The organism is Streptomyces sp. NBC_00872 (assembly GCF_045161915.1).
In the GTDB taxonomy this organism is placed as follows: domain Bacteria; phylum Actinomycetota; class Actinomycetes; order Streptomycetales; family Streptomycetaceae; genus Streptomyces.
The window spans coordinates 8,828,088-8,846,607 of sequence record NZ_CP108806.1 but is presented as its reverse complement, the minus strand read 5'-3'; the positions used below and the strand labels follow the sequence as shown (position 1 = coordinate 8,846,607).

Below are 18,520 nucleotides of genomic sequence, written 5' to 3'. Positions count from 1 at the left end.
CATGTTCAGTGGCGGGACATCCGCTGGTCGCAGAACTGTGGCGACATGACATGCCGTGGTGGCTGCCGCGAGAGCAGGGCCGGCGAGGTCAACCACGTTCTGGGCGCCTGATCAACAGGTTGTGGCCCCTACCTCCCGCGCAGCCGCAAGGTAGGCGAGAACCAGCGTCCGTTTGTCGTCCTGGCAGGCTGCCACCGCCAGTTGAGACGGGGAAATACCCCGGACCGGGACGGCGATCACCTCGTCCCGGACGACCAGCGGGGCGTTGCCGGTGGCCAGCAGTGCCACCCCCTGGCCGCTGACGACCGCCTCATGGGTCTCCTCGGCGCTGGCCACCACCCCGCCGATCCGCGGCTGTCGACCGTCCCGGGCGTCCAGGGCGAGCCAGTGGTCCCGCAGCGGGCCGGCCTCTGGGGGAAGGGCGAGAAAGGGCTCCTCCAGCAGGTCGGTGAAGTCCACCTTTCCCTCGGGGTCGGACGCGGCCCGCGCCGCCAAGGGGTGTCCGTCCGGGAGCGCGACCAGCCGGGGTTCGCGGGCTACCACCGCGTACTGGTAACGGTCATCGTCCGGCAGAGGCAACCAGACGAAGGCGACGTCGCTGGATCCATCCGCCAACCCGGCGCTGGGATCCGCCCAGTTGACCTGGCGCAGGACGGGCCGCGCGTCCGGATGCCGGGAGAGAAGGCGGGCCCGCAGAGCAGGCAGCAGCCCGCGGCCCGGACTGGTGGACATGCCGATCACCAGAGTGCGCCGCTCGGCGGTCTTCGCCTCCTCCACCGCCGCCTCCGCGGCCTGCCAGGCGGCCACCACCGCGCGGGCGTGCGGCAACAGGGCTTCCCCCACCGCGGTCAACCGCACCGTCCGCCGGTCACGTTCGAACAGGACTACGCCGAGTTGCCTCTCCAGCATCCGAATCTGCTTGCTCAGCGCGGGCTGGGAGACGAACAACCGCTCGGCGGCGCGGGTGAAGCTCAGTTCCTCGGCGACCGAGATGAAGTAGCGCAGATCACGCCCATGGACGTCCATAACCCATGGCTATCACAACGGGTCTTGGACGCCGCCCTGGTGCCTGGCGAAGGATCGGACCTGTCGACGGGGGAGGCCCGAACGGCAGTTGACGAGGGAGATGACGATGAGCGAGAACGCCAAGGTCTGGCTGGTCACCGGCGCGAGCAGCGGTTTCGGGCGGGCCATCGCGAAGGCCGCGGTCGCCGCCGGTGACACGGTGATCGGCACCGCCCGGCGGACCGAGGCGCTGGACGACCTGGTCGCCGCGTACCCGGACCGTGTCGAGGCGATCAGCCTGGACGTCACCGACGGCGCGCGGATCGATGTGGTGGCCGCCGACGTCCTGGCCCGCTACGGCAGGGTGAACGTGCTGGTGAACAACGCCGGCCGCACCCAGGTAGGGGCGTTCGAGGAGACCACCGACCGGGAGCTGCGTGACCTGTTCGAGCTGCACGTCTTCGGCCCCGCGCGTCTGACCCGGGCGCTGCTGCCGCAGATGAGGGAGCGGGGCAGTGGATCGGTCGTGAACATCAGCAGCTTCGGCGGACAACTGTCCTTCGCCGGGTTCTCCGCGTACAGCGCGACCAAGGCGGCGCTGGAGCAGCTGTCGGAGGGCTTGGCCGACGAGGTGGCGCCGTTCGGCATCAAGGTGCTGATCGTGGAGCCCGGCGCGTTCCGTACCAACCTGTTCGGCAAGGGCGCCGCGTACTTCTCCGAGGAGAACCCGGCGTACGTGGAGAAGGTCGGCGCGACCCGGCAGATGGTGCAGGGCGGTGACGGCAGCCAGCCCGGCGACCCGGCGAAGGCCGCGGCGGCGATCCGGCTGGCTCTGGACGCCGAGAAGACCCCGCTCCGCCTTGCCCTCGGCGGCGACGCGGTCGGCTTCCTGACCGCACACCTGGACTCCGTGCGGGCCGAGCTCACCGAGTGGGAGGACGTCTCCCGGGGGACGGACTTCGACAGGGAGTGACAGCCGGGCAGGAAGAGGAGAGGACGTCATCTGCGTCGTGCTCCGGCGAGGACAGGTGTCCCGGCCTGCCGCCTCTGCCCGGCCATGGGCCCCTCCCCCGGTCGGCAGCCCTTGCCCCGTACACGCGAAGACTGAGCCGGAACAGGTCTGCCGTCCTGACACCGGGGCACACGCATACCAACTGCCGGACGAGCTGGACGAGCTGGACGAGCTGGACGAGCCCGTCATGCCACGGCCCGCTCCGGTGCGGCAAGGATGCAAAGGGCACGAAGGACACACACGCCGATCGCGGTTCCGTCTCGGGCGACCGCGCCGAAGGAGACATCATGATGACCCCGCTCACCACGACCGTAGCCGCCGACGCCACCGCCGCCCCCGCATGGTTACACGTGCTGGTCATGGCAGCGGCAGTGCTGATCCTCGTCTACAGCCTCACCCGGCACAGCAATTGACCCGTACCCGTACCCGGAACCGCACGAAGTCCACACCGTGCCCCACCTCGAAACGCGTGCCTTCCGGACCTGCCCCAACCCGCCGCGCCCCGCCCCGCCCCGCCCCGCTCGGTGCAACGAGCCGGTAGCGGCCCGTCCGAACCCTGGGCGCGTTCAGCCCTCGGTGTTTTGGCGTGGTCGAGGTGTGGTGCCGCGCGGGTGAGCCCCGGCAGGTGGCACCGAGGCTCACTCGGAGTGGTGTGTCAACGGTCCATCAGTACGAACACGCCCCACCCGAGGTATTCGCGCTGATACCTGGCGTGCTTGACGGGTGCCGCGGTGAGTTCCGCACGCATCTCGTCGGCGAGCTCGTCGTCGGGGTTGGCCTCCAGCCAGCGGCGGATGTTGAGCCACTGTGCCGCGACGTACCGGTCCCAGCTGTCCTGGTCGGCGAGAACCATTTCGACGACATCACAGCCCAGGGCGCCGAACCGTTCGAGCAGTTCCGGCAACGGAAGCAGGTCGTCCTCGCGGGCCATGTGGCAGCCCTCGACGGTGGCCTGGTCCTGAGGCTCGCGACGCCAGTACGGTTCGCCGATCAGCATCATGCCGCCGGGAATGAGGCTGCGCCGCAGAAGTTCGACGGTGCCCGCCACGCCGGAGCCGATCCAGGTGGCGCCGACGCAAGCGGCGATGCCGACGGGATCGTCGGCGACATACCCCGAGGCGTCCGCGTGCACGAAGCCGACCCGGTCGGCCACGCCCACCTCCACGGCCCGCGCGCGGGCGGCGCCGATGAAGACGGTGCTGATGTCCACCCCGGTGCCGGTCACACCATGCTCGCGGGACCAGGTGCACAGCAGCTCGCCCTTGCCGCAGGCAAGGTCGAGCACGCGGGTGCCCGGGGACGGGCTGATGGCCTGCCCCAGGATGGCCAGTTTCTCGCTGGTGAACGGGTTGCAGAGGCGATGGCTGCTCTCGCGGATGGTGAAACTACGTGGCAGATCCACTACTGGGATTCCTTCGGTCCGAGGCGGTCACAACGGTTGGGGAAGGCGGCCGGCGAAAGTTGGCCGCGATTACCTGGACCGTCATCAAATGCACCTCTTCGGACGCGTGAAGGCTTGGGCGGGTCGAAGGTACGACCGCTGAGATCCCGCTGTCCATCGCATTTCACGTCCTGTCAGGACACGCTTCATGCGATGCGGATCGCCGGAGGCCCGACGAGCTGACGGCGTTCGGAACGAGCTCCGCTGAGGTCGATCTCTAGCCGACCAGGCGGCGGCGCCACTTCATGGGGGTGACGGTGATGGCCCGGCCGGGGTCACCGTCCCAATCGGCGCGGAGGCCGACTGCTTCCATGGCGGCCACGACCTCGTGGCCGACGGCTGCGGTGGTCTCGGACGAGCCGTCGAAGCCGCCGTACAGGAGCATCAGTCCATGGCCAGCTGCGGCGGAGTCCGTGCACTGGGAATGGAAATAGACGAAGCCACGGGCGTCGGGCCCGCCTTCGCCGCCGATCTCGGACTGGCCGCAACCGCGGCAACAGGTGAAGTTCTCGCGGGCGGTGATACCGACCTCCTGAAGGGCGGCGAACGCGCGGGTGAGCCGCTCAGGGTCGGTCTCGCCCTGCCAATGGGCCTGCTCCGCGACGCGCTCCAGCCACATCCGGTCGGCCAGCGCCTCCGCCTGCTCGCGCGACACGGGCCGGCGGTCCGCGGTGACCAGGTACTCCTCGGCGAGCTCCGCCAGTTCGGCGCGGTCGGCGTACCCACCGACCAGCACCTCGCGAACACGCTTCTCCAACTCCTCGCGCTCGCCTTCGTCCAGATCGAGCGGTGGCACCTCGCGGCTGGGTCCCATGTCCAGCGGCGACCAGGCCAGTCCGGCGTCCCAACCGGACTCCTCGCGGGCCCAGCCGGTCATCGCCGCTATCACCGCCTCGGAACCGTCGGCCATCACCCGGAAGTGCCGGTCGGCGGCGCCGTCGCGGTGTTCCAGCGTGTAGTCCCCGCCGGTCCTGTGCCAGACCTGGGCGAAGACGTCGGGCAGATCGGGTATCCGGTGGACCACCAGGAACTGATCACCGTCACCGCCGATTCGCCGGACCAGCCTGGCCAGTTCCTCGGCGGACACGCGAACGTGCCGCTCCCCGTTCTCCGTCTTCACCACGATCTCGAGCATGCGCAGACTTTGACACACCCCTCTGACAACAGACCTCCGGGAACCCGCGACCGACCCGCCGACCGACCCGCCGGGCGGCCCGCCCTGCCTGGCGCCGGAGGTTGAACGACAAGTGCGGAACGTGTTTCTGAACTCAGACAGCCGAACGCCACCATATCCGGCGTTATGATCATGATCATGACGGCATCGGAACCAACCATCGTCGCCACCTCCGGCGGACTCCGCGTCGGAGAGCGCACCAGTGTCATGTTCGACGCCCTGGCGCATCACGCTGTCGACCTCTCAGGCGTGCACGGCCGGCGGCCGCGTGTCATGTACGTCGGCACCGCGATCGGAGACGCCGAGCACTTCACCGCCCGGATCACGGAAGCCGCGCGGATAGCAGGATTCGAGCTGACACCACTGCACCTGTTCCCCATGCCGAACGTGGAGGACATCGAGGAAACGGTGCTCGCGCAGGATGTCGTCTGGGTCATGGGCGGCTCGGTGGCCAATCTGCTGGCGGTATGGCGGGTCCACCGCCTGGACCACATACTGCGCCGCGCCTGGCAGGCCGGTGTCGTACTGAGCGGGGTCAGCGCGGGATCCATCTGCTGGTTCGAAGGAGGCACGACCGACTCCTTCGGGCCGGAACTGCGTCCGGTCACGAACGCTCTCGGTTTCCTGCCCTACGGCAACGGTGTGCATTACGACGTGGATGAAGGCCGACGGCCGTTGATCCACCGCCTTGTCGCGGACGGCACCTTGCCGACAGCTCATTGCACCGACGACGGAGTCGGCCTGGTCTACCGCGGAACGGAACTGGTGGAGGCGGTGACAGAGGCTCCGGGCAAGGGCGCCTATCTGGTCAGACGCGAAGGCGACAGAGCTGTGGAGGATCGCGTCGAGCCCCGCAGGCTGCCCTCGGTCCCACGCTGAGACCGCCGTAGATCGGCCTCACGCTGAGACCGCCGTAAAACGGTCGGGCCGCCACGCCGATCGCAGTCGCACGATCGCCCGGACAGGACCTACGCGGTCCCGGACAGGTGGTTCCTGAAGAAATCGGTCAGCTTCGCGACCGCCGGCGTGACGTACTCGATCTTGTCGTAGAGGTCGTTGTGCACGGCGCCCTCGATCCAGTGGAATTCCTTCGGGCCGAGCGCCTTCTGGAACGCGTCCACACTCATCCAGGAGGTCACCGCCTCGCGGCCGGCGATCACGAGCAGCGGGCGCGGCGCGATCAGGCCGACGGAGCTGAAGGCGTCGAAGGCGGTGATGCGGTCGACGCTGCTCCAGGTCAACGACTTCGCCGAGCGGGGGTGCCCGGCACGCGGGGTGCAGTAGTACTCCCAGCCTTCGTAGACATGCGGTCCGCCCGCGCGCGCCTCCTCCTCGGTGTCGGGGAAGATCTTGAAGGTCTGGACACCCTCGCCGCGGGCCTCGGCGGTCCGCGCCGCGGCGGCCGCGGCGAGCATGCCCTGGATGACGGCGGGGCTCTGGGTGCCGTCGGCGCCGAGCCGGAACTGGCGGGAGATGTCGACGGCGCTGACCGTGCCGACGGCCTTGATGCGGTGTTCGGTCGCGGTGGCGGCGAGACCGTACCCGCCGGAGGCGCAGATACCGAGCATCCCGATGCGGTCGGGATCGACCTCGTCCCGGGTGGTGAGGAACGAGACCGCGGCCCTGATGTCCTCGACCCGCTGGGCCGGGTCCTCCAGGCCGCGCGGTTCGCCTTCGCTCTCGCCCTGGTGGGCGGCGTCGAACGCGAGGGTGACGAAGCCCTGCTCCGCCAGCCGCCGTGCGTACAGGCCCGCGGCCTGCTCCTTGACACCGCTGCCCGGGTGGCCGACGACGAGAGCCGCGCGCGGAGCGGTGGCGTCCTCGGGGGTGTACAGATGTCCGGCGATCTTCAGGCCGTCGCTGAGGAAGGTGACGTCTGTCCTCATGTGTGGTGCTCTCCAGTCTTCCGAAGTGGTGGTCCGACGGCTTCCACCGTCGTGCCACCCGGTGCGGGGTACCAGGGAGAAACCTGCCTATGCAGGCCAGTACCAGGCGGGCTGCCGCGATCTCCGGGAGACTGGCTCCGTGGCTACCGAGGGCAACGAACTGGGCGAATTCCTGCGCGCCCGCCGCGCCGCGCTGGACCCGCGTGAGGCGGGCATGGCCGACGACGGCAGACCGCGCCGTGTCCCCGGCCTGCGCCGGGAGGAGCTGGCCCAGCTCGCGCATGTGAGCGTCGACTACATCGTCCGGCTGGAACAGGGGCGCACCCGCCGGGTCTCCCGCTCGGTCCTCGACGCGCTCGCCGACGCGCTACGGCTCGCCCCGGACGAATGCGACTACCTCTTCACCGTGGCCGACGTGGCCCCCGCGGCTCCCGTCCGGCACGCCGGCCGGCCGGAGGTGGCGCCGCGACTGCGGCAGCTGCTGGACACGATGCCCGACATCCCCGCGATGGTCCTCAACCGCCGTATGGACGTGATCGCCTGGAACCGCGGCGCCGCGGCCCTGCTGACCGACTTCGGGGTGCTGCCCCCTGCCGAGCGCAACCTGATCCGGCTGACCTTCCTCGACAGAGCGTTCCGATCCCTCTACGCGGACTGGCCTCGCGCCGCCCGCGACTGCGTCGCGGTCCTCCGTATGGAAGCAGGCCGCAACCCCCACGACCCCGCCCTGAGCGCGCTGGTCGGCGAGCTGAGTGTCCGCGACCCGGACTTCCGTACGTGGTGGGCCAGCCACCAGGTACGCGGCCCACAACAGCTCGCCAAGACCTACCACCACCCGATGGCGGGCACCCTCGACCTGAACGTCCAGCAGTTCTCCGTCGACTCCCAGCCCGACCAGCAGCTGGTCGCCTTCACCGCGGAACCCGGCACCAGCTCCCAGGAAGCCCTGCGCTTCCTCCTGCAGTGGTCCGCGGGCCCCGTCGCCGATCAGGATGACGACCGCACCCGCGACCCCGGCAAGCGTCACTAGACGGCAGCCACGGCGCACCGAGGGACCGGGCGCCGGGGCACCGAGGTACCGAGCCGCCGCGCCGAGCATGCCGGACACGAGGCCCCGCCGCGCGGGGTGCTCGGCGGTCTGGCTATCACGGGCGCCGCCACCGTCGCCGTCGGTCCCGCCATCGGCGGACTGCTGGTCGGCTCGCTGGGCAGGACCCGGGCCACCTTCTGGATCAACATCCCGGTCGCGGCGGTCGCCCTGATCCTGGCGCTGGCCGGGATCGCACGGGACCCCGAGCGGGTACGTTCCGGCTCTCCGCGCGCTCTTGCCTCCCGCATCGATCCGCTCGGCATGGTGGGCTTCGGCGGCTCGCTCACCGCGCTGATGATCTTTCTCTCCGGCTTGCCGCGCCCGGACTGGCCGGCGCTCGCCGCCGCCCTCGTCCCCGCCGCTCTGCTGGTCGGCTGGGAGCTGCGCGCCGCCCACCCCTTCCTCGACGTCCGCCTGCTGGCCTCCAACGGAGCCCTGACCCGCACCTATGCGCGCAACGGCCTGACGCTGATGGGCACGTACGTGATCCTTTACGGACTCACCCAGTGGCTGGAGGCCGCCCGCGGCCTGTCCGCCTACCAGGCTGGGCTGGCGCTGATGCCGATGGGCGTCCTGACCGCCGTGACCGCCCGGATGGTCTCGAAGCGAACGGGGGTGCGCCGGCCGCTCACCGTCTGCGCGGTACTGCTGCTCGTCGGGGCGGTGGCCGTGCTGTTCGTGGGCAGCGGCACCCCGATGGCGGTGGTCGTCGCAGTGAGCGCGGTGTTCGGCCTGACCTCCGGTACCGGGACGGTCGCCAACCAGACCGTCCTCTACCAGGAGGCCCCCGCCGCCACGGTCGGCACCGCCCCCGGACTGCTGCACACCTTCGGCTACATCGGGTCGATCGCCTCGGCGGCGATCACCGGCACGGCCTTCCACAGCAGCGTCGACGACAGCGGTCTGCATCTCATCGCGTGGGTGCTGGTCGTCATCTCCGCGCTCGTCCTCGTCATGACCGTCTTCGACCGCCAGTTGGCCAAGGCCGACCGGCGACACGCGAACTGACACCACACCGTCCGGGGCCCGGACCAGGGTCCCGTACACGGCCGGACCACCCGCCCCGTTCGCAGAGAGCCGATCCGTAGAGAGCCGATCCATCGACATGACCACTGGTACGAACACCACCGCCGCCATCGACCCGGAGGTGCACCGGGTGCTCACCGAGAAGGTCTTCCCGCGCCAGGCCGAGATCGTCACCACCGCGGACCTCGCCACACTGTGCACGGCCGGGGAGACGGCGACACAACAGGCGTCACAACACTAGAGCCCGGAGTCCGCCAGACGATTCATGATCGCTGCGGCCTTGTCGAGCGTCCGGCGCTCGTCGGCCCGGAGCGAGGCCCCGATCACGCCGGCCAGCCACGCCTGCCGCGCCGCCGGGATCCGCTCACACAGCGTCCGCCCGGCGGGGGGCGCGCTCACCAGGGACTTGCGCCCGTCGTTCGGGTCCTTGGCGGTGGTGACCATCCCGCCGGTCCGTAGCGCGGCCAAGGTCTCCCCCATCGACTGCCGCCGCACGTGCTCGGCCTGGGCGAGCTCGGTCGCGGTCACCGGACTGTCCTGCACAATCCGGTGCAGCGTGGTCAGATGCGACCAGTTCCACGGCAGGTCGTCGATCGGGGCCTCGGTGCGCAGCCGCGCCCGCAGCCGTGTCATGGCCCGCATCAGCTGAACTGCCGTGTCCTCGGGCGAAACCGGTTCGCTACTCACCGGTCCAGAATATGACGTCGCCGAGGCCGGTCGTCTCCGTGCTCACCGTCATCGTCGTCCCCCGCACGGACCAGTGGTTGCCGGGCCGGTCAACCCCCTGGCTCGTTATTGGGCTCGTTATTGACTACATGGCGTGCTGAATTGATTTCACCATGTAGTGTCCCGGCGGGTTCGGTGACCGCCATCCCTCAGCAGCGGAAAAGGAGTTGGCGCGATGACCCAGGAACGAGCGGCCGTACCAGTACCGGGCTTCAAGGTCGACGGCTCGGAGGAGGCGGCCCGTCCCTTCGACACGCTCGGCCTGACGTACGAGGAAACGTACGCGGGCCTGCCCGAACAGCTCGCGGCGATCGACTGGCTGCTGGCCCAACTGCCCCCGGCGGCGAGGGTGCTGGACATCGGCTCGGGCACCGGACGGCCGACCGCGGCGCGGATCGCGGCGGCCGGCCACCATGTCTCGGGATACGACGTCTCGCAGACCATGGTGGGCCTGGCCCGCGCCCAGGTGCCCGCCGCCCGCTTCGAACTGGCTGACGTACGCGCCCTGCCCGACACCCCGGGGGCCTGGGACGCGGTCACCGCGTTCTTCTCGCTGTTGCAGATGCCACGCGCCGATCTGGACGTCACCCTCGCCCGGATCGCGAACTGGCTGGCTCCCGGGGGTCTGTTCGTCCTCGCCGCCGTTCCCCTGGACGTGGACGACACCGAGATCGAGTGGATGGGACAGACCATCCGCGCCACCAGCTACCCCGCGGAGGTCTACTCCGAACTGCTGCGCACGGCCGGACTGGAGGTCGTCCACAACCAGCTCAGTGTCTTCCATCCCGACTTCCCCGGCATGGGGGCGGAAGAGCATCTGTTCCTGTACGCCCGCAGGCCCGGAGGTCCTGCCGTGCCCGCGCACACCCCGGCCGGTCCCTGACCACCCCGGCCGGTCCCTGACCACCTACCACCGTCGCCTGCCTCTCCCCGATCCCTGCCGTTGCCGTCGGCGCGCCGACGCCGGACCTTGGGCGAATTATCTTCGCGGGAAAGTGGGGCGTATCGTGGCTTTGTGGCGCTTACGCCCTATTTCGGAGTTCCTTGTCCGGACCGATCGAAGAGAGTCGGGCACGAGGTTAACGCTACGGCGATATGCCGTCGAGTCGCCGCCCGCCCGAACTGTCGGCGGTCCCGGGGGGCGTTTCCGGCTGTGCAACGCCCGGCCGCACCAGCGCCACTCGTATACAGACTGCTAGCGCCGGGCCGCGGTCCGGTGGTGGCCGGGGTCGGTGGTCACCGGGCCGGTGGCCGCCGGGCCAGGCCGGGAGGCGATTTCGATGGCGAAGATCCTTTTTGTTGTCACCGGGGCGAGTTACTGGACGTTGAAGGACGGCCACAGGCACCCCACAGGCTTCTGGGCCGAGGAGTTCGTGGCCCCGTACACAGCGTTCACGGAGGCCGGTTACGAGGTCACGGTGGCGGCGCCCGGCGGCGTGGTACCGCGGGTCGACACCATGAGCCTGTGGCCTGAGCTGGTCGGCGGCGCGGAGATCGCCCGCCAGGAGGAGACGGTGATCGAGCGTGCCGACGAACTGAGGTTCCCGATCCCCTTGCAGGACATCCGCGTGGAGGACTACGACGCCGTCTACTACCCGGGAGGCCACGGTCCGATGGAGGACCTGGCCTTCGACAAGGACTCGGCCAGGATCCTGACGGAGGCCCTCGCCTCGGGCAGGCCTCTGGGAGTGGTCTGCCACGCGCCGGCCGCGCTGCTGGCCACCAGGCGTGCCGACGGTACATCGCCGTTCGACGGGTATCGGGTCACCGGCTTCACCAATGACGAGGAAGACGCCGTGGGTTTCCTGTCCGAGGCCAAGTGGACCATGGAGGACGAGGTCAGGAAGCTCTCCGTGGACTTCTCACGCGGCCCGGTCTGGGAGCCGTACACCGTGGTCGACCGCAACCTCCACACCGGCCAGAACCCGGCTTCGGCCGGACCGGTCTCCCGGGAAATCCTCAAAGTCCTCGGAAGGTGAGCCAAGGGAACAGCCTGGACCGGTCGGCCCATCTCTCGCGGCCTGGAACGCCTGGCACGACACTTCGCCGCGTCGCCGGGCTGTCGCTCACTGACGTACCGCTCCGGCGGCGGGTGCTCCAGCGGAGGCGGGGCGGCGGGCGGCGGGGAGACCCAGGTCACATTCGACCATGTCACAGGTGGGCGGGCTTCCTCGTCTCAGGGGGTGTAGCCACCGACGACCACCGGCGACCCGCTGAGGAGCAGACCATGGACGCGCGACTGAACTACTTCGGCAACCCGACCGCCGGCAAGACCCTCAAACACATGATGTCGGCGGGCAAGACGATCAAGGAATCGCCGCTGCCGGCCGCGACTCAGGAACTGGTGGCGCTGCGCGTGAGCCAGATCAACGGCTGCGCGGTCTGCGTCGACATGCACACCAAGGAAGCCGCCGCCGCCGGTGAGACCTCGGTGCGGCTGAACCTGGTGGCGGTGTGGCGGGAGGCCACGGTCTTCACCGAGGCCGAGCGTGCCGCGCTGGAGCTGGCGGAGCAGGGGACCCGGATCGCGGACGCGGCGGGCGGGGTCACTGACGAGGTATGGGCGTCTGCCGCCAAGCACTACGACGAGGAGCAGCTCACCGCCCTGGTGGTCCTGGTCTCCTTCATGAACACGGTGAACCGACTGAACGTCATCACCCAGCAGCCGGCAGGCGACTACGAACCCGGGCAGTTCCACTGAACGTCACGGGCACGAACACGAGTACGGACACGGGTAACTGGCCAGGGACCTGGGTGCGGGCAACTGGTCCGGGACCTGGCTGCTTCAGAGGGAGGGACGTCGGCGTGAGCAAGGTCGAGGACTTCGAGGAGCTGCGGCCGCTGCTGTTCTCGATCGCCTACCGGATTCTGGGCAGTGTGAGTGAGGCCGAGGACGCGGTGCAGGAAACATGGCTGCGTTTTGACGCCTCGACGACCCGGCCCGCGTCGACCAAGGCATTCCTGTCGGCCGCGGTGACACGGATCTCGATCGATGTGCTGCGTTCCGCGCGGGTGCGGCGGGAGAAGTATGTCGGGCCGTGGCTTCCCGAGCCGCTGCTGAGCGATCCGTATCAGGATCCGGCGCGATCGGCGGAGCTGGCCGACTCGGTGTCGATGGCCGCGCTCCTGCTGCTGGAGCGGCTCAGCCCCCTGGAGCGGGCGGTCTTCTTGCTGAGGGAAGTGTTCGCCTTCGGATTCGACGAGGTCGCCGCGGCGGTGGGGCGTTCGGAGGCGGCGTGCCGACAGTTGCTGGTGCGGGCGCGGCAGCATATGGAGGCCGGGCGGCCGCGGTTCGCGGCGGACCCTGAGGAACGGCGGGAGCTGGCGACGCGGTTCTTCGACGCGCTGAAGAACGGCGATGTGGGCGGGCTGCGGAATCTGCTGGCCGCCGACGTGCGGTTGGTCGGGGACGGCGGCGGAAAGGCCCCGCAGCTGGCCAAGGCCGTCATGGGCGCGGAGAACGTGGCCCGGTTGCTGGGTACGGTCTTCCCCTGGCTGATCCGGATCGACGTGACGTTCGAGCCGCACGAGGTCAACGGCCAGTCCGGCGCGATCTTCCGCGACAGGGAGGGCAGGGTGCTGTACATCCTGGTCCTGGAGGTGCTCGGCGGGCGGATTCAGACCATCCGCGGGGTGATCAACCCTGACAAGCTCGGCCACCTCGGGCCGGTGGCCGACGCCTGGGCCATCGACCGCGAGGTGAAGCTGGCCCGTCGGCGGATGAACTGACCTCGACCGTGGTGCAGGCCGATTTCGAACCCGCTGCCCGAACCCCGCCGACCGACCCACTCGCCGTAACAACCTCATGGCTCGTGGTCTTGCCGCGGCGGGGTGGGCGCAGTGGCCCCGCGAGCAGGCCCGGTCCGTCGCCGGTTTCCTTGAGGCGTGGTGGGCGCGGACCCTGCGGGAGGAGTCTCCGCCGACCTCGGCGTGCGAGGTTTTCGAGTGCTGTGTGATCGCGAGCTCCTCCGTCACCCCGTGGCTCGCCCGCTGGGAGGCGGAGACAAGCCCGACCGCTCGTCAGCATCTGGACGAGAGCGTCAGCTGTTGGCGGGAGGAACTAATGTCCGAGACCTCGCCCTTCACCTGGTGGTAGGACACCGAGGCGGTGGAGCGGGCCGCCTGGCACGAGCTGAAGGTCTGGCTGGCCGGTCAGCGGTGACACCGGACGATCCACGGCCGGACAGGTAGCCGAGAAGAGGCGAGACCCCACCAGGCGACGGTCTCTCCCCGCGTCTCCCCCAGCGTCTCCCTCAGCGTCTCCCGTCGGCCCTCCGCCGCCCTCCGCCGCCCTCCGCAGAGCGCGGCGGAGCTCACCGTCACCGACGCCACCACCCATCAGGCCACCGTGCCGCTCACATCGAGCAGGCCGAGCGCGTGTGAATCGGCACGGGTGTGTCAGCGCCCTGAGGTGGGGTTGATCCGGATCGGGCCGAGGACGGCCGGGGCTGTGCTGCTGACATCTTTGACGAAGAGCCAGGACGGTTTGCCGGCGGTCGGTATCACGGTTCGGTGTTTCCCCTGGTCGCGGGCGGTGGGTTCATGGGCGGCACACCGTCCCACCCGGCCGAGGGTCAGCTGTACTGCCAGGTTTGTACCGCGAGGTCATTGCAGTTCCACTGCTGAAGGGCCGCGCCCGCACCGCCCCAGTCCTTGACGTCCACACAGAGACCGTTCTTGAGGTTTCTGATGGTCAAGGAGCTGGTGCCGGCTCTGTACAGTGCCCACTGCTGCATGTCGCCGCTCCAGCACGTCCACTGCTGCAGTTCGACGCCCGGGGTCGTGCTGCCCCCTGGGACATCGAGGCACTTGCCGCTGTTCATGTTGACGAACGCGTAGTAGTTCACGCCGTTGATGGTGCTGATCACGTCCAGGCGCCACTTCTCCGCCGGGCCGCCGTAGCAGTCCCATTGCTGAATGCGGGCACCGTCGGCCTTTGAGCCATTGGCCACATCCATGCACAGATGGCTGTAATCATTCTTGAACTGATAAGGGCCGTACGAGACGGCGGGCGCCGCCTGCGCCGGCGTTGTGGCCAGCGCCATTCCCATGGCCACGGCGGCCACTGATACCGACGCGATGCTACGAATGCGCATTGTTTCCTCCCTCGGTCCGACTCCTGCCGGACCAGTCGGTCCGGCGGTCTCCACCATGACGCCGCGCCCTGCTCACGAACCTTGCGGCGACCTTGCGGATCGGCCAGCATCGAGACTCGGGCCGCCTTTCACTCGCAATCGATCACTTGGGGGGAACACGTGGAATTCCGGATGTTCGGCGAGATGGAGGTACGGTCCGCAGGCCAGTCGCTCGACGTGGGGACGCCACGGCAGCAAACGGTATTGGCTGCCCTGATCGTCGACGCGCGACGCCCGGTCGCGATCGAGACACTCGTCAACCGGGTCTGGGACCACACCCCGCCCGCCGATCCCCGAGCCGTGCTGTATTCGCATCTGAGCCGCATCCGGCGGCTGTTGGCACAGGCCGCCGCTCTCGCCGACGGGACAACGGCGCGGATCGAACGTCGGCACGCCGGCTATGTACTGAACGCCGACCCGGATCTGACAGATTTACACCGATTCCGACGATTAGCCGAACAAGGCAGTGACCGACAGCGTGGCGACGACGTTCGGGCCGCCGCGCTCGCCGAGGCGTTGGGCTTGTGGCGGGGATCGCCCCTCGCCGGTCTTCCTGGAGAATGGGCCGCGCAGGTCCGGGACAGCTGGCACCAGCGCCGGTTGGACGCGGTGGTGCGGTGGGCACAGATCGAGCTTCGGCTCGGCCATCCCGCCTTGGTGATCGCCACATTGCCCGACCTTGCCGCCGAGTATCCGCTGGTCGAGCCCTTCGAAACCCTGCTCATGCGAGCGCTGCACGCGACCGGGCGGGGCGCGGAAGCCCTCGATCGCTACTCCGCCGTCCGGCAACGGCTGGCCGACAAGCTGGGCACCGACCCCGGTCCCGAGTTACGTGCCCTGCATCAGGCCGTCCTGCACGGCGAACTGCCGCCCGCACCAAGGGATCCCGTCACCACGGTAAGACCCGTCACTCCGCCGGCCCCGCGCCCGCGACCCACGGCCTCGGTCTCCGTAGTAGCCCCACACTGGCCCGATCTCGCTCCCCCGGACGGCAACGAGTCACCCACCACACCGTCCGAGAACGGCCCCCTGAACGGCCCCCTGGCGCCGGATCACAGCGCCGCCCTCAAACCCGTCGAACCCGGCTCCGCCGAAGAGCCGCAGCCGCCCAAGACGTCGTCCGGGCGCGTCGATGCGGTCGGGACGGACACACCCGCGACCGACCCACTCGCGACCGGCACACCGCCGATACGGGTGCGGTTACGACTGACACCCCGGCGCACCATGCTGGCCGCTCTGACCGCGGTCGTCCTGCCCGCAGCGATCGGGTCGGTGCGCGTCTTCCAGCGCGATGAGGGCAATGAATTATCCTCCGTCACGCCCTCGGCCCCGGCCTCGATCCCGCCCTCGGTCGAAAGCGCCCAAGCGCTCTTTGCCACCGCCCAGAAGTTGGACCAGGGTGGAAGAGCGAAAGAAGCACAGGCGGCAATCGTCGACGCGGTGCGACTCTACGACGAACTCATCAAGTTGGACCCGGACCGGAACGCGCCGCCACTCGCCCCCGCTGTCATTCGGGCGCTGGGCAGAGCCGGCGTGGACTTCAGCGTCTCAGAGGCCGTATTGCGTACCTGGCTCGTCAATCCCGTCTATACGCCCTACCCGGCGATTTCCCAGATGCTTCTGCTTCGGGGATGGCAACTCAAAGCGCCGGTCTACCTGGACGTCATCGTCTCGAACTATGAGCGTGCGCCCGGTATCACGTCTCCACGTAATGTCGCGGACGTAAGAGTTGATGTTCTGAAGGCGGCCACACTGGAGGGCTCGAACACGCGCTACGGGACACAGGTGAGAGATTTCGAGCAACTCCTTGAGCCCTAATACCGTGTCCTGTGCGGTGAGGTGGAGGAGTCGTTCGGAAGGCGGTCAGTGCACGCGTTCACCGCACTCCGCCGGAAACAGGACGGCGCCCGGCGGCAGTTCACCCGGATACCGTCCGGCGACCCGCAGGCAGGCTTCGGTGGAGCCCTTCACGGGCGGGTATTCGAGAGCGACCTCGCCCAGTACGGTGTTCTCCCCCGGGATGTGCAGTTCCGCAGCGTGCACGCCGTCCGGGAAACGGCCGGCCAGGGTCCCGAAGGCGGCCGTACCGCCGCCGTCGGCGACGCACTCCCGGATCTCGAAGCGCCAGTGTCCGGCCGCGTCGGCGAGGAGGGATCTGCCTCTTCTGCCCAGCCCGGCGAGCCAGTCAGCGCGGGCCCGCAGGTGATGGGCGAGGGCGCAGCAGACCGGGACGGCTGTGCCGTGGGGCGTCGTCACCCGTGTGTAGTCGGCGTGCGGAAAGGAGGACAGAGCCTCGTCCAGCAGCCCGAGAGCGGTGTCCCGTACCGTCGGGTGACCCGTCCGGGCGATGTCCAGCAGCAGAGGGGCCGCGGTCACAGCCGCTGGGAACACCGCGGCACTGTGTCCGTGCGTGAGTCCGCCGCCGCCGAGCAGGGAGTGCGCCTCCGCGGCCTCCACCAGGTTCGCCGCGCGGGCCAGGGCGCGCAGACCGCCGGCCGCACGAGCCGGTTCGTACCAGCCGGGACGGCCCGGCACGGCGCCCCAGTCCACCGCGTCGATCGCTTCGATCACGTCCAGCACGACAGCATCATCACATCCGGCTCTGCCCACCGGTCCATCAGCCCGGCGGCGGGAGGTTATCCGTCAGTTCCCGGAGCTCCGGGGTGGGGGACGACATGGAGCTGGGCGGGGCCGTTGAGGGAGAGCGAGGGGACAGGGGCGGGCGGCTGGTCGGGATGGGCGAGAGTGAGGTGGGGCAGGCGGGCGAACAGGGTGGTCAGAGCGATATGGGTCTCCGCTCGGGCGAGGTGGGCTCCGAGACAGAAGTGGGGGCCGTGGCCGAAGGCGAGGTGTTCTTTGCCGCTTCGGGTGGGATCGAACGTGTCCGGGCTGTCCGGGTGGATCTCGGGGTCGCGTCCGGCGGCCGCGAAGGCGATGATGACCGGTTCGCCCCCGCGGATGAGAACACCTTCACCGAGGTCGATGTCCTCGATGGCGTAGCGCATCGGGTGGTGCATGATCGGGCCGTTGTGGCGGAGTGTCTCTTCGATGACGTCGTCCCAGCTGACCGTGGTCAGCCGGAGCTGGACGAGGTGTTCGGGCCGGGAGAGCAGCGCGTGGACGGCGCTGGTGATGAGGTTGACGGCCGTCTCGTACCCCGCGGCGAGCATCAGGAAGAGATGGTCGAGCAGTTCCTTGTCGGTCAGGGGTGCCTCGCTCTCCGTGGGCGGGGTGAGGAGGTCGCTGGTGAAGTCGGCCCCGGGGTGCGCCCTTTTGTGCTCCAGCAACTCGACGAGCCGTGCGTACAGTTCGGCCATGCGGGCCTGCCCTTGCTCGGGGCTCGCCGTGGTGTCCATCAGCGCGTCGATGGAGGCACCGAGCTTTTCCCGGAGGGCCTCGGGGACACCGAACAGGTCACAGATGACCGTCATGGTCAGGGGCAGGGACAGCGCGCGTCGGATGTCGGCGCTCCGGCCGGGCGGCAGGGAGTGGAGCGCTTCGACCAGCCTGTCCGCGGTCGCCTGGATCTGCGGGCGCATCGCCTCCACCCGCCGCGGTGAGAACGACGGGGCCATCCTGCGGCGTAGCCTGCGGTGCTCCTCGCCGTAGGCGTTGAGGAAGTTCTGCATGAGGGCGGAGACCGCGAGGGGCCAGCCCTCGGGTACGTCGGCGAGGCCGGGCCAGTGCCGGGGATCGCGGGAGACGCGGGGGTCGCTGGTCAGTTTCTGGATGACACTGTGGCGTGTGACCGACCAGGCGCGGACACCTCCCGGGAGTTCGACCGGGGTTGCCGGGCCCATGGCACGCAGAACAGCCGCGTCGGCATGGGCCGCACGGGCGGTGGGATCCAGCACAGGACACCGAGAATCGGATAAAGCGGACATATAGCGCTCCTCTCGACCGCCGTGCTCCGGGGGCATATCGCGGCCGTCGATGTCGGTTTCGGCAGGGCCCGGACCCGGATCGCCGGCCCGCACGGCGTCGGGCTTGTCCTCTTCTTCTACGCGCCGATCCGGAGCCTGGCA

At 69.4% G+C, this 18,520-nt stretch carries 19 protein-coding genes; 11 read left to right on the top strand and 8 right to left on the bottom strand.

Annotated features, from left to right (window positions below; translation table 11 throughout):
• Positions 1-111: 111 nt before the first annotated feature.
• Positions 112-1,026, bottom strand: a complete 915-nt coding sequence (locus OG214_RS37200) for a LysR substrate-binding domain-containing protein (protein ID WP_405987300.1) — start codon at positions 1,024-1,026, stop codon at positions 112-114.
• 106 nt (positions 1,027-1,132) lie between these two features.
• Here OG214_RS37200 and OG214_RS37195 point away from each other — a divergent pair, with 106 nt between their 5' ends.
• Together OG214_RS37195 and OG214_RS37190 are read left to right on the top strand one after the other, a co-directional pair.
• Entirely contained in the window at positions 1,133-1,978 is an 846-nt protein-coding gene (locus OG214_RS37195) for an oxidoreductase (protein ID WP_405987299.1), read from the top strand.
• Between the two features lie 326 nt (positions 1,979-2,304).
• Entirely contained in the window at positions 2,305-2,430 is a 126-nt protein-coding gene (locus tag OG214_RS37190; protein ID WP_363082504.1) for a hypothetical protein, read from the top strand.
• A 242-nt stretch (positions 2,431-2,672) separates the two neighbouring features.
• Here the strand turns inward: OG214_RS37190 and OG214_RS37185 are convergent, their stop codons facing one another.
• Together OG214_RS37185 and OG214_RS37180 are read right to left on the bottom strand one after the other, a co-directional pair.
• Positions 2,673-3,419 (bottom strand): SAM-dependent methyltransferase, encoded by a 747-nt coding sequence (locus OG214_RS37185; RefSeq protein WP_405987298.1) that lies wholly within the window; start codon positions 3,417-3,419, stop codon positions 2,673-2,675.
• Between the two features lie 256 nt (positions 3,420-3,675).
• Positions 3,676-4,593: a DUF6891 domain-containing protein gene (locus tag OG214_RS37180; protein WP_405987297.1), complete on the bottom strand. Its 918-nt coding sequence runs from the start codon at positions 4,591-4,593 to the stop codon at positions 3,676-3,678.
• A gap of 177 nt (positions 4,594-4,770) precedes the next feature.
• Here OG214_RS37180 and OG214_RS37175 point away from each other — a divergent pair, with 177 nt between their 5' ends.
• Positions 4,771-5,511 carry a Type 1 glutamine amidotransferase-like domain-containing protein gene (locus tag OG214_RS37175; RefSeq protein ID WP_405987296.1) on the top strand — a complete coding sequence of 247 codons (741 nt, stop codon included), beginning with the start codon at positions 4,771-4,773 and terminating at the stop codon, positions 5,509-5,511.
• An 89-nt stretch (positions 5,512-5,600) separates the two neighbouring features.
• Here the strand turns inward: OG214_RS37175 and OG214_RS37170 are convergent, their stop codons facing one another.
• Positions 5,601-6,518 carry an alpha/beta hydrolase gene (locus tag OG214_RS37170; protein ID WP_405987295.1) on the bottom strand — a complete coding sequence of 306 codons (918 nt, stop codon included), beginning with the start codon at positions 6,516-6,518 and terminating at the stop codon, positions 5,601-5,603.
• A 139-nt stretch (positions 6,519-6,657) separates the two neighbouring features.
• On the opposite strand from OG214_RS37170, the gene OG214_RS37165 reads away from it, so the two are divergent.
• The 3 genes from OG214_RS37165 to OG214_RS37155 all read left to right on the top strand — a co-directional run bounded on the left by OG214_RS37165 (position 6,658) and on the right by OG214_RS37155 (position 8,875).
• Positions 6,658-7,548 carry a helix-turn-helix domain-containing protein gene (locus OG214_RS37165; RefSeq protein WP_405987294.1) on the top strand — a complete coding sequence of 297 codons (891 nt, stop codon included), beginning with the start codon at positions 6,658-6,660 and terminating at the stop codon, positions 7,546-7,548.
• Between the two features lie 96 nt (positions 7,549-7,644).
• Positions 7,645-8,616 carry an MFS transporter gene (locus OG214_RS37160; RefSeq protein ID WP_405987293.1) on the top strand — a complete coding sequence of 324 codons (972 nt, stop codon included), beginning with the start codon at positions 7,645-7,647 and terminating at the stop codon, positions 8,614-8,616.
• Positions 8,617-8,713: 97 nt separating this feature from the next.
• Positions 8,714-8,875 carry a hypothetical protein gene (locus OG214_RS37155; RefSeq protein WP_363082511.1) on the top strand — a complete coding sequence of 54 codons (162 nt, stop codon included), beginning with the start codon at positions 8,714-8,716 and terminating at the stop codon, positions 8,873-8,875.
• Here OG214_RS37155 and OG214_RS37150 read toward each other — a convergent pair.
• A complete protein-coding gene (locus OG214_RS37150; protein ID WP_405987292.1) occupies positions 8,872-9,321 on the bottom strand; it encodes a MarR family winged helix-turn-helix transcriptional regulator in 450 nt (149 codons plus the stop codon). The genes OG214_RS37155 and OG214_RS37150 overlap by 4 nt on opposite strands.
• 214 nt (positions 9,322-9,535) lie before the next feature.
• Between OG214_RS37150 and OG214_RS37145 the strand changes: the two genes are divergently transcribed.
• The 4 genes from OG214_RS37145 (at position 9,536) to OG214_RS37130 (ending at position 13,089) form a co-directional block, all read left to right on the top strand.
• Complete coding sequence (locus tag OG214_RS37145; protein WP_405987291.1) at positions 9,536-10,243, top strand: class I SAM-dependent methyltransferase; 708 nt, start codon at positions 9,536-9,538, stop codon at positions 10,241-10,243.
• 397 nt (positions 10,244-10,640) lie between these two features.
• Entirely contained in the window at positions 10,641-11,339 is a 699-nt protein-coding gene (locus OG214_RS37140; RefSeq protein ID WP_363082515.1) for a type 1 glutamine amidotransferase domain-containing protein, read from the top strand.
• A gap of 248 nt (positions 11,340-11,587) precedes the next feature.
• A complete protein-coding gene (locus OG214_RS37135) occupies positions 11,588-12,061 on the top strand; it encodes a carboxymuconolactone decarboxylase family protein (RefSeq protein WP_405987290.1) in 474 nt (157 codons plus the stop codon).
• Between the two features lie 104 nt (positions 12,062-12,165).
• Complete coding sequence (locus OG214_RS37130; protein ID WP_363082517.1) at positions 12,166-13,089, top strand: RNA polymerase sigma-70 factor; 924 nt, start codon at positions 12,166-12,168, stop codon at positions 13,087-13,089.
• 845 nt (positions 13,090-13,934) lie between these two features.
• On the opposite strand, the gene OG214_RS37125 is transcribed toward OG214_RS37130, so the two are convergent.
• Positions 13,935-14,456 carry an RICIN domain-containing protein gene (locus tag OG214_RS37125; protein WP_363082519.1) on the bottom strand — a complete coding sequence of 174 codons (522 nt, stop codon included), beginning with the start codon at positions 14,454-14,456 and terminating at the stop codon, positions 13,935-13,937.
• A gap of 171 nt (positions 14,457-14,627) precedes the next feature.
• On the opposite strand from OG214_RS37125, the gene OG214_RS37120 reads away from it, so the two are divergent.
• The gene (locus OG214_RS37120; protein ID WP_405987289.1) at positions 14,628-16,313 is read left to right on the top strand and encodes a BTAD domain-containing putative transcriptional regulator; all 1,686 of its coding nucleotides are present in this window, start codon (positions 14,628-14,630) and stop codon (positions 16,311-16,313) included.
• A gap of 45 nt (positions 16,314-16,358) precedes the next feature.
• Here OG214_RS37120 and OG214_RS37115 read toward each other — a convergent pair whose 3' ends face one another.
• Positions 16,359-17,075 carry a hypothetical protein gene (locus OG214_RS37115; RefSeq protein ID WP_405987288.1) on the bottom strand — a complete coding sequence of 239 codons (717 nt, stop codon included), beginning with the start codon at positions 17,073-17,075 and terminating at the stop codon, positions 16,359-16,361.
• 56 nt (positions 17,076-17,131) lie between these two features.
• Positions 17,132-18,379 carry a cytochrome P450 gene (locus OG214_RS37110; protein WP_405987287.1) on the bottom strand — a complete coding sequence of 416 codons (1,248 nt, stop codon included), beginning with the start codon at positions 18,377-18,379 and terminating at the stop codon, positions 17,132-17,134.
• Between the last annotated feature and the right edge of the window lie 141 nt (positions 18,380-18,520).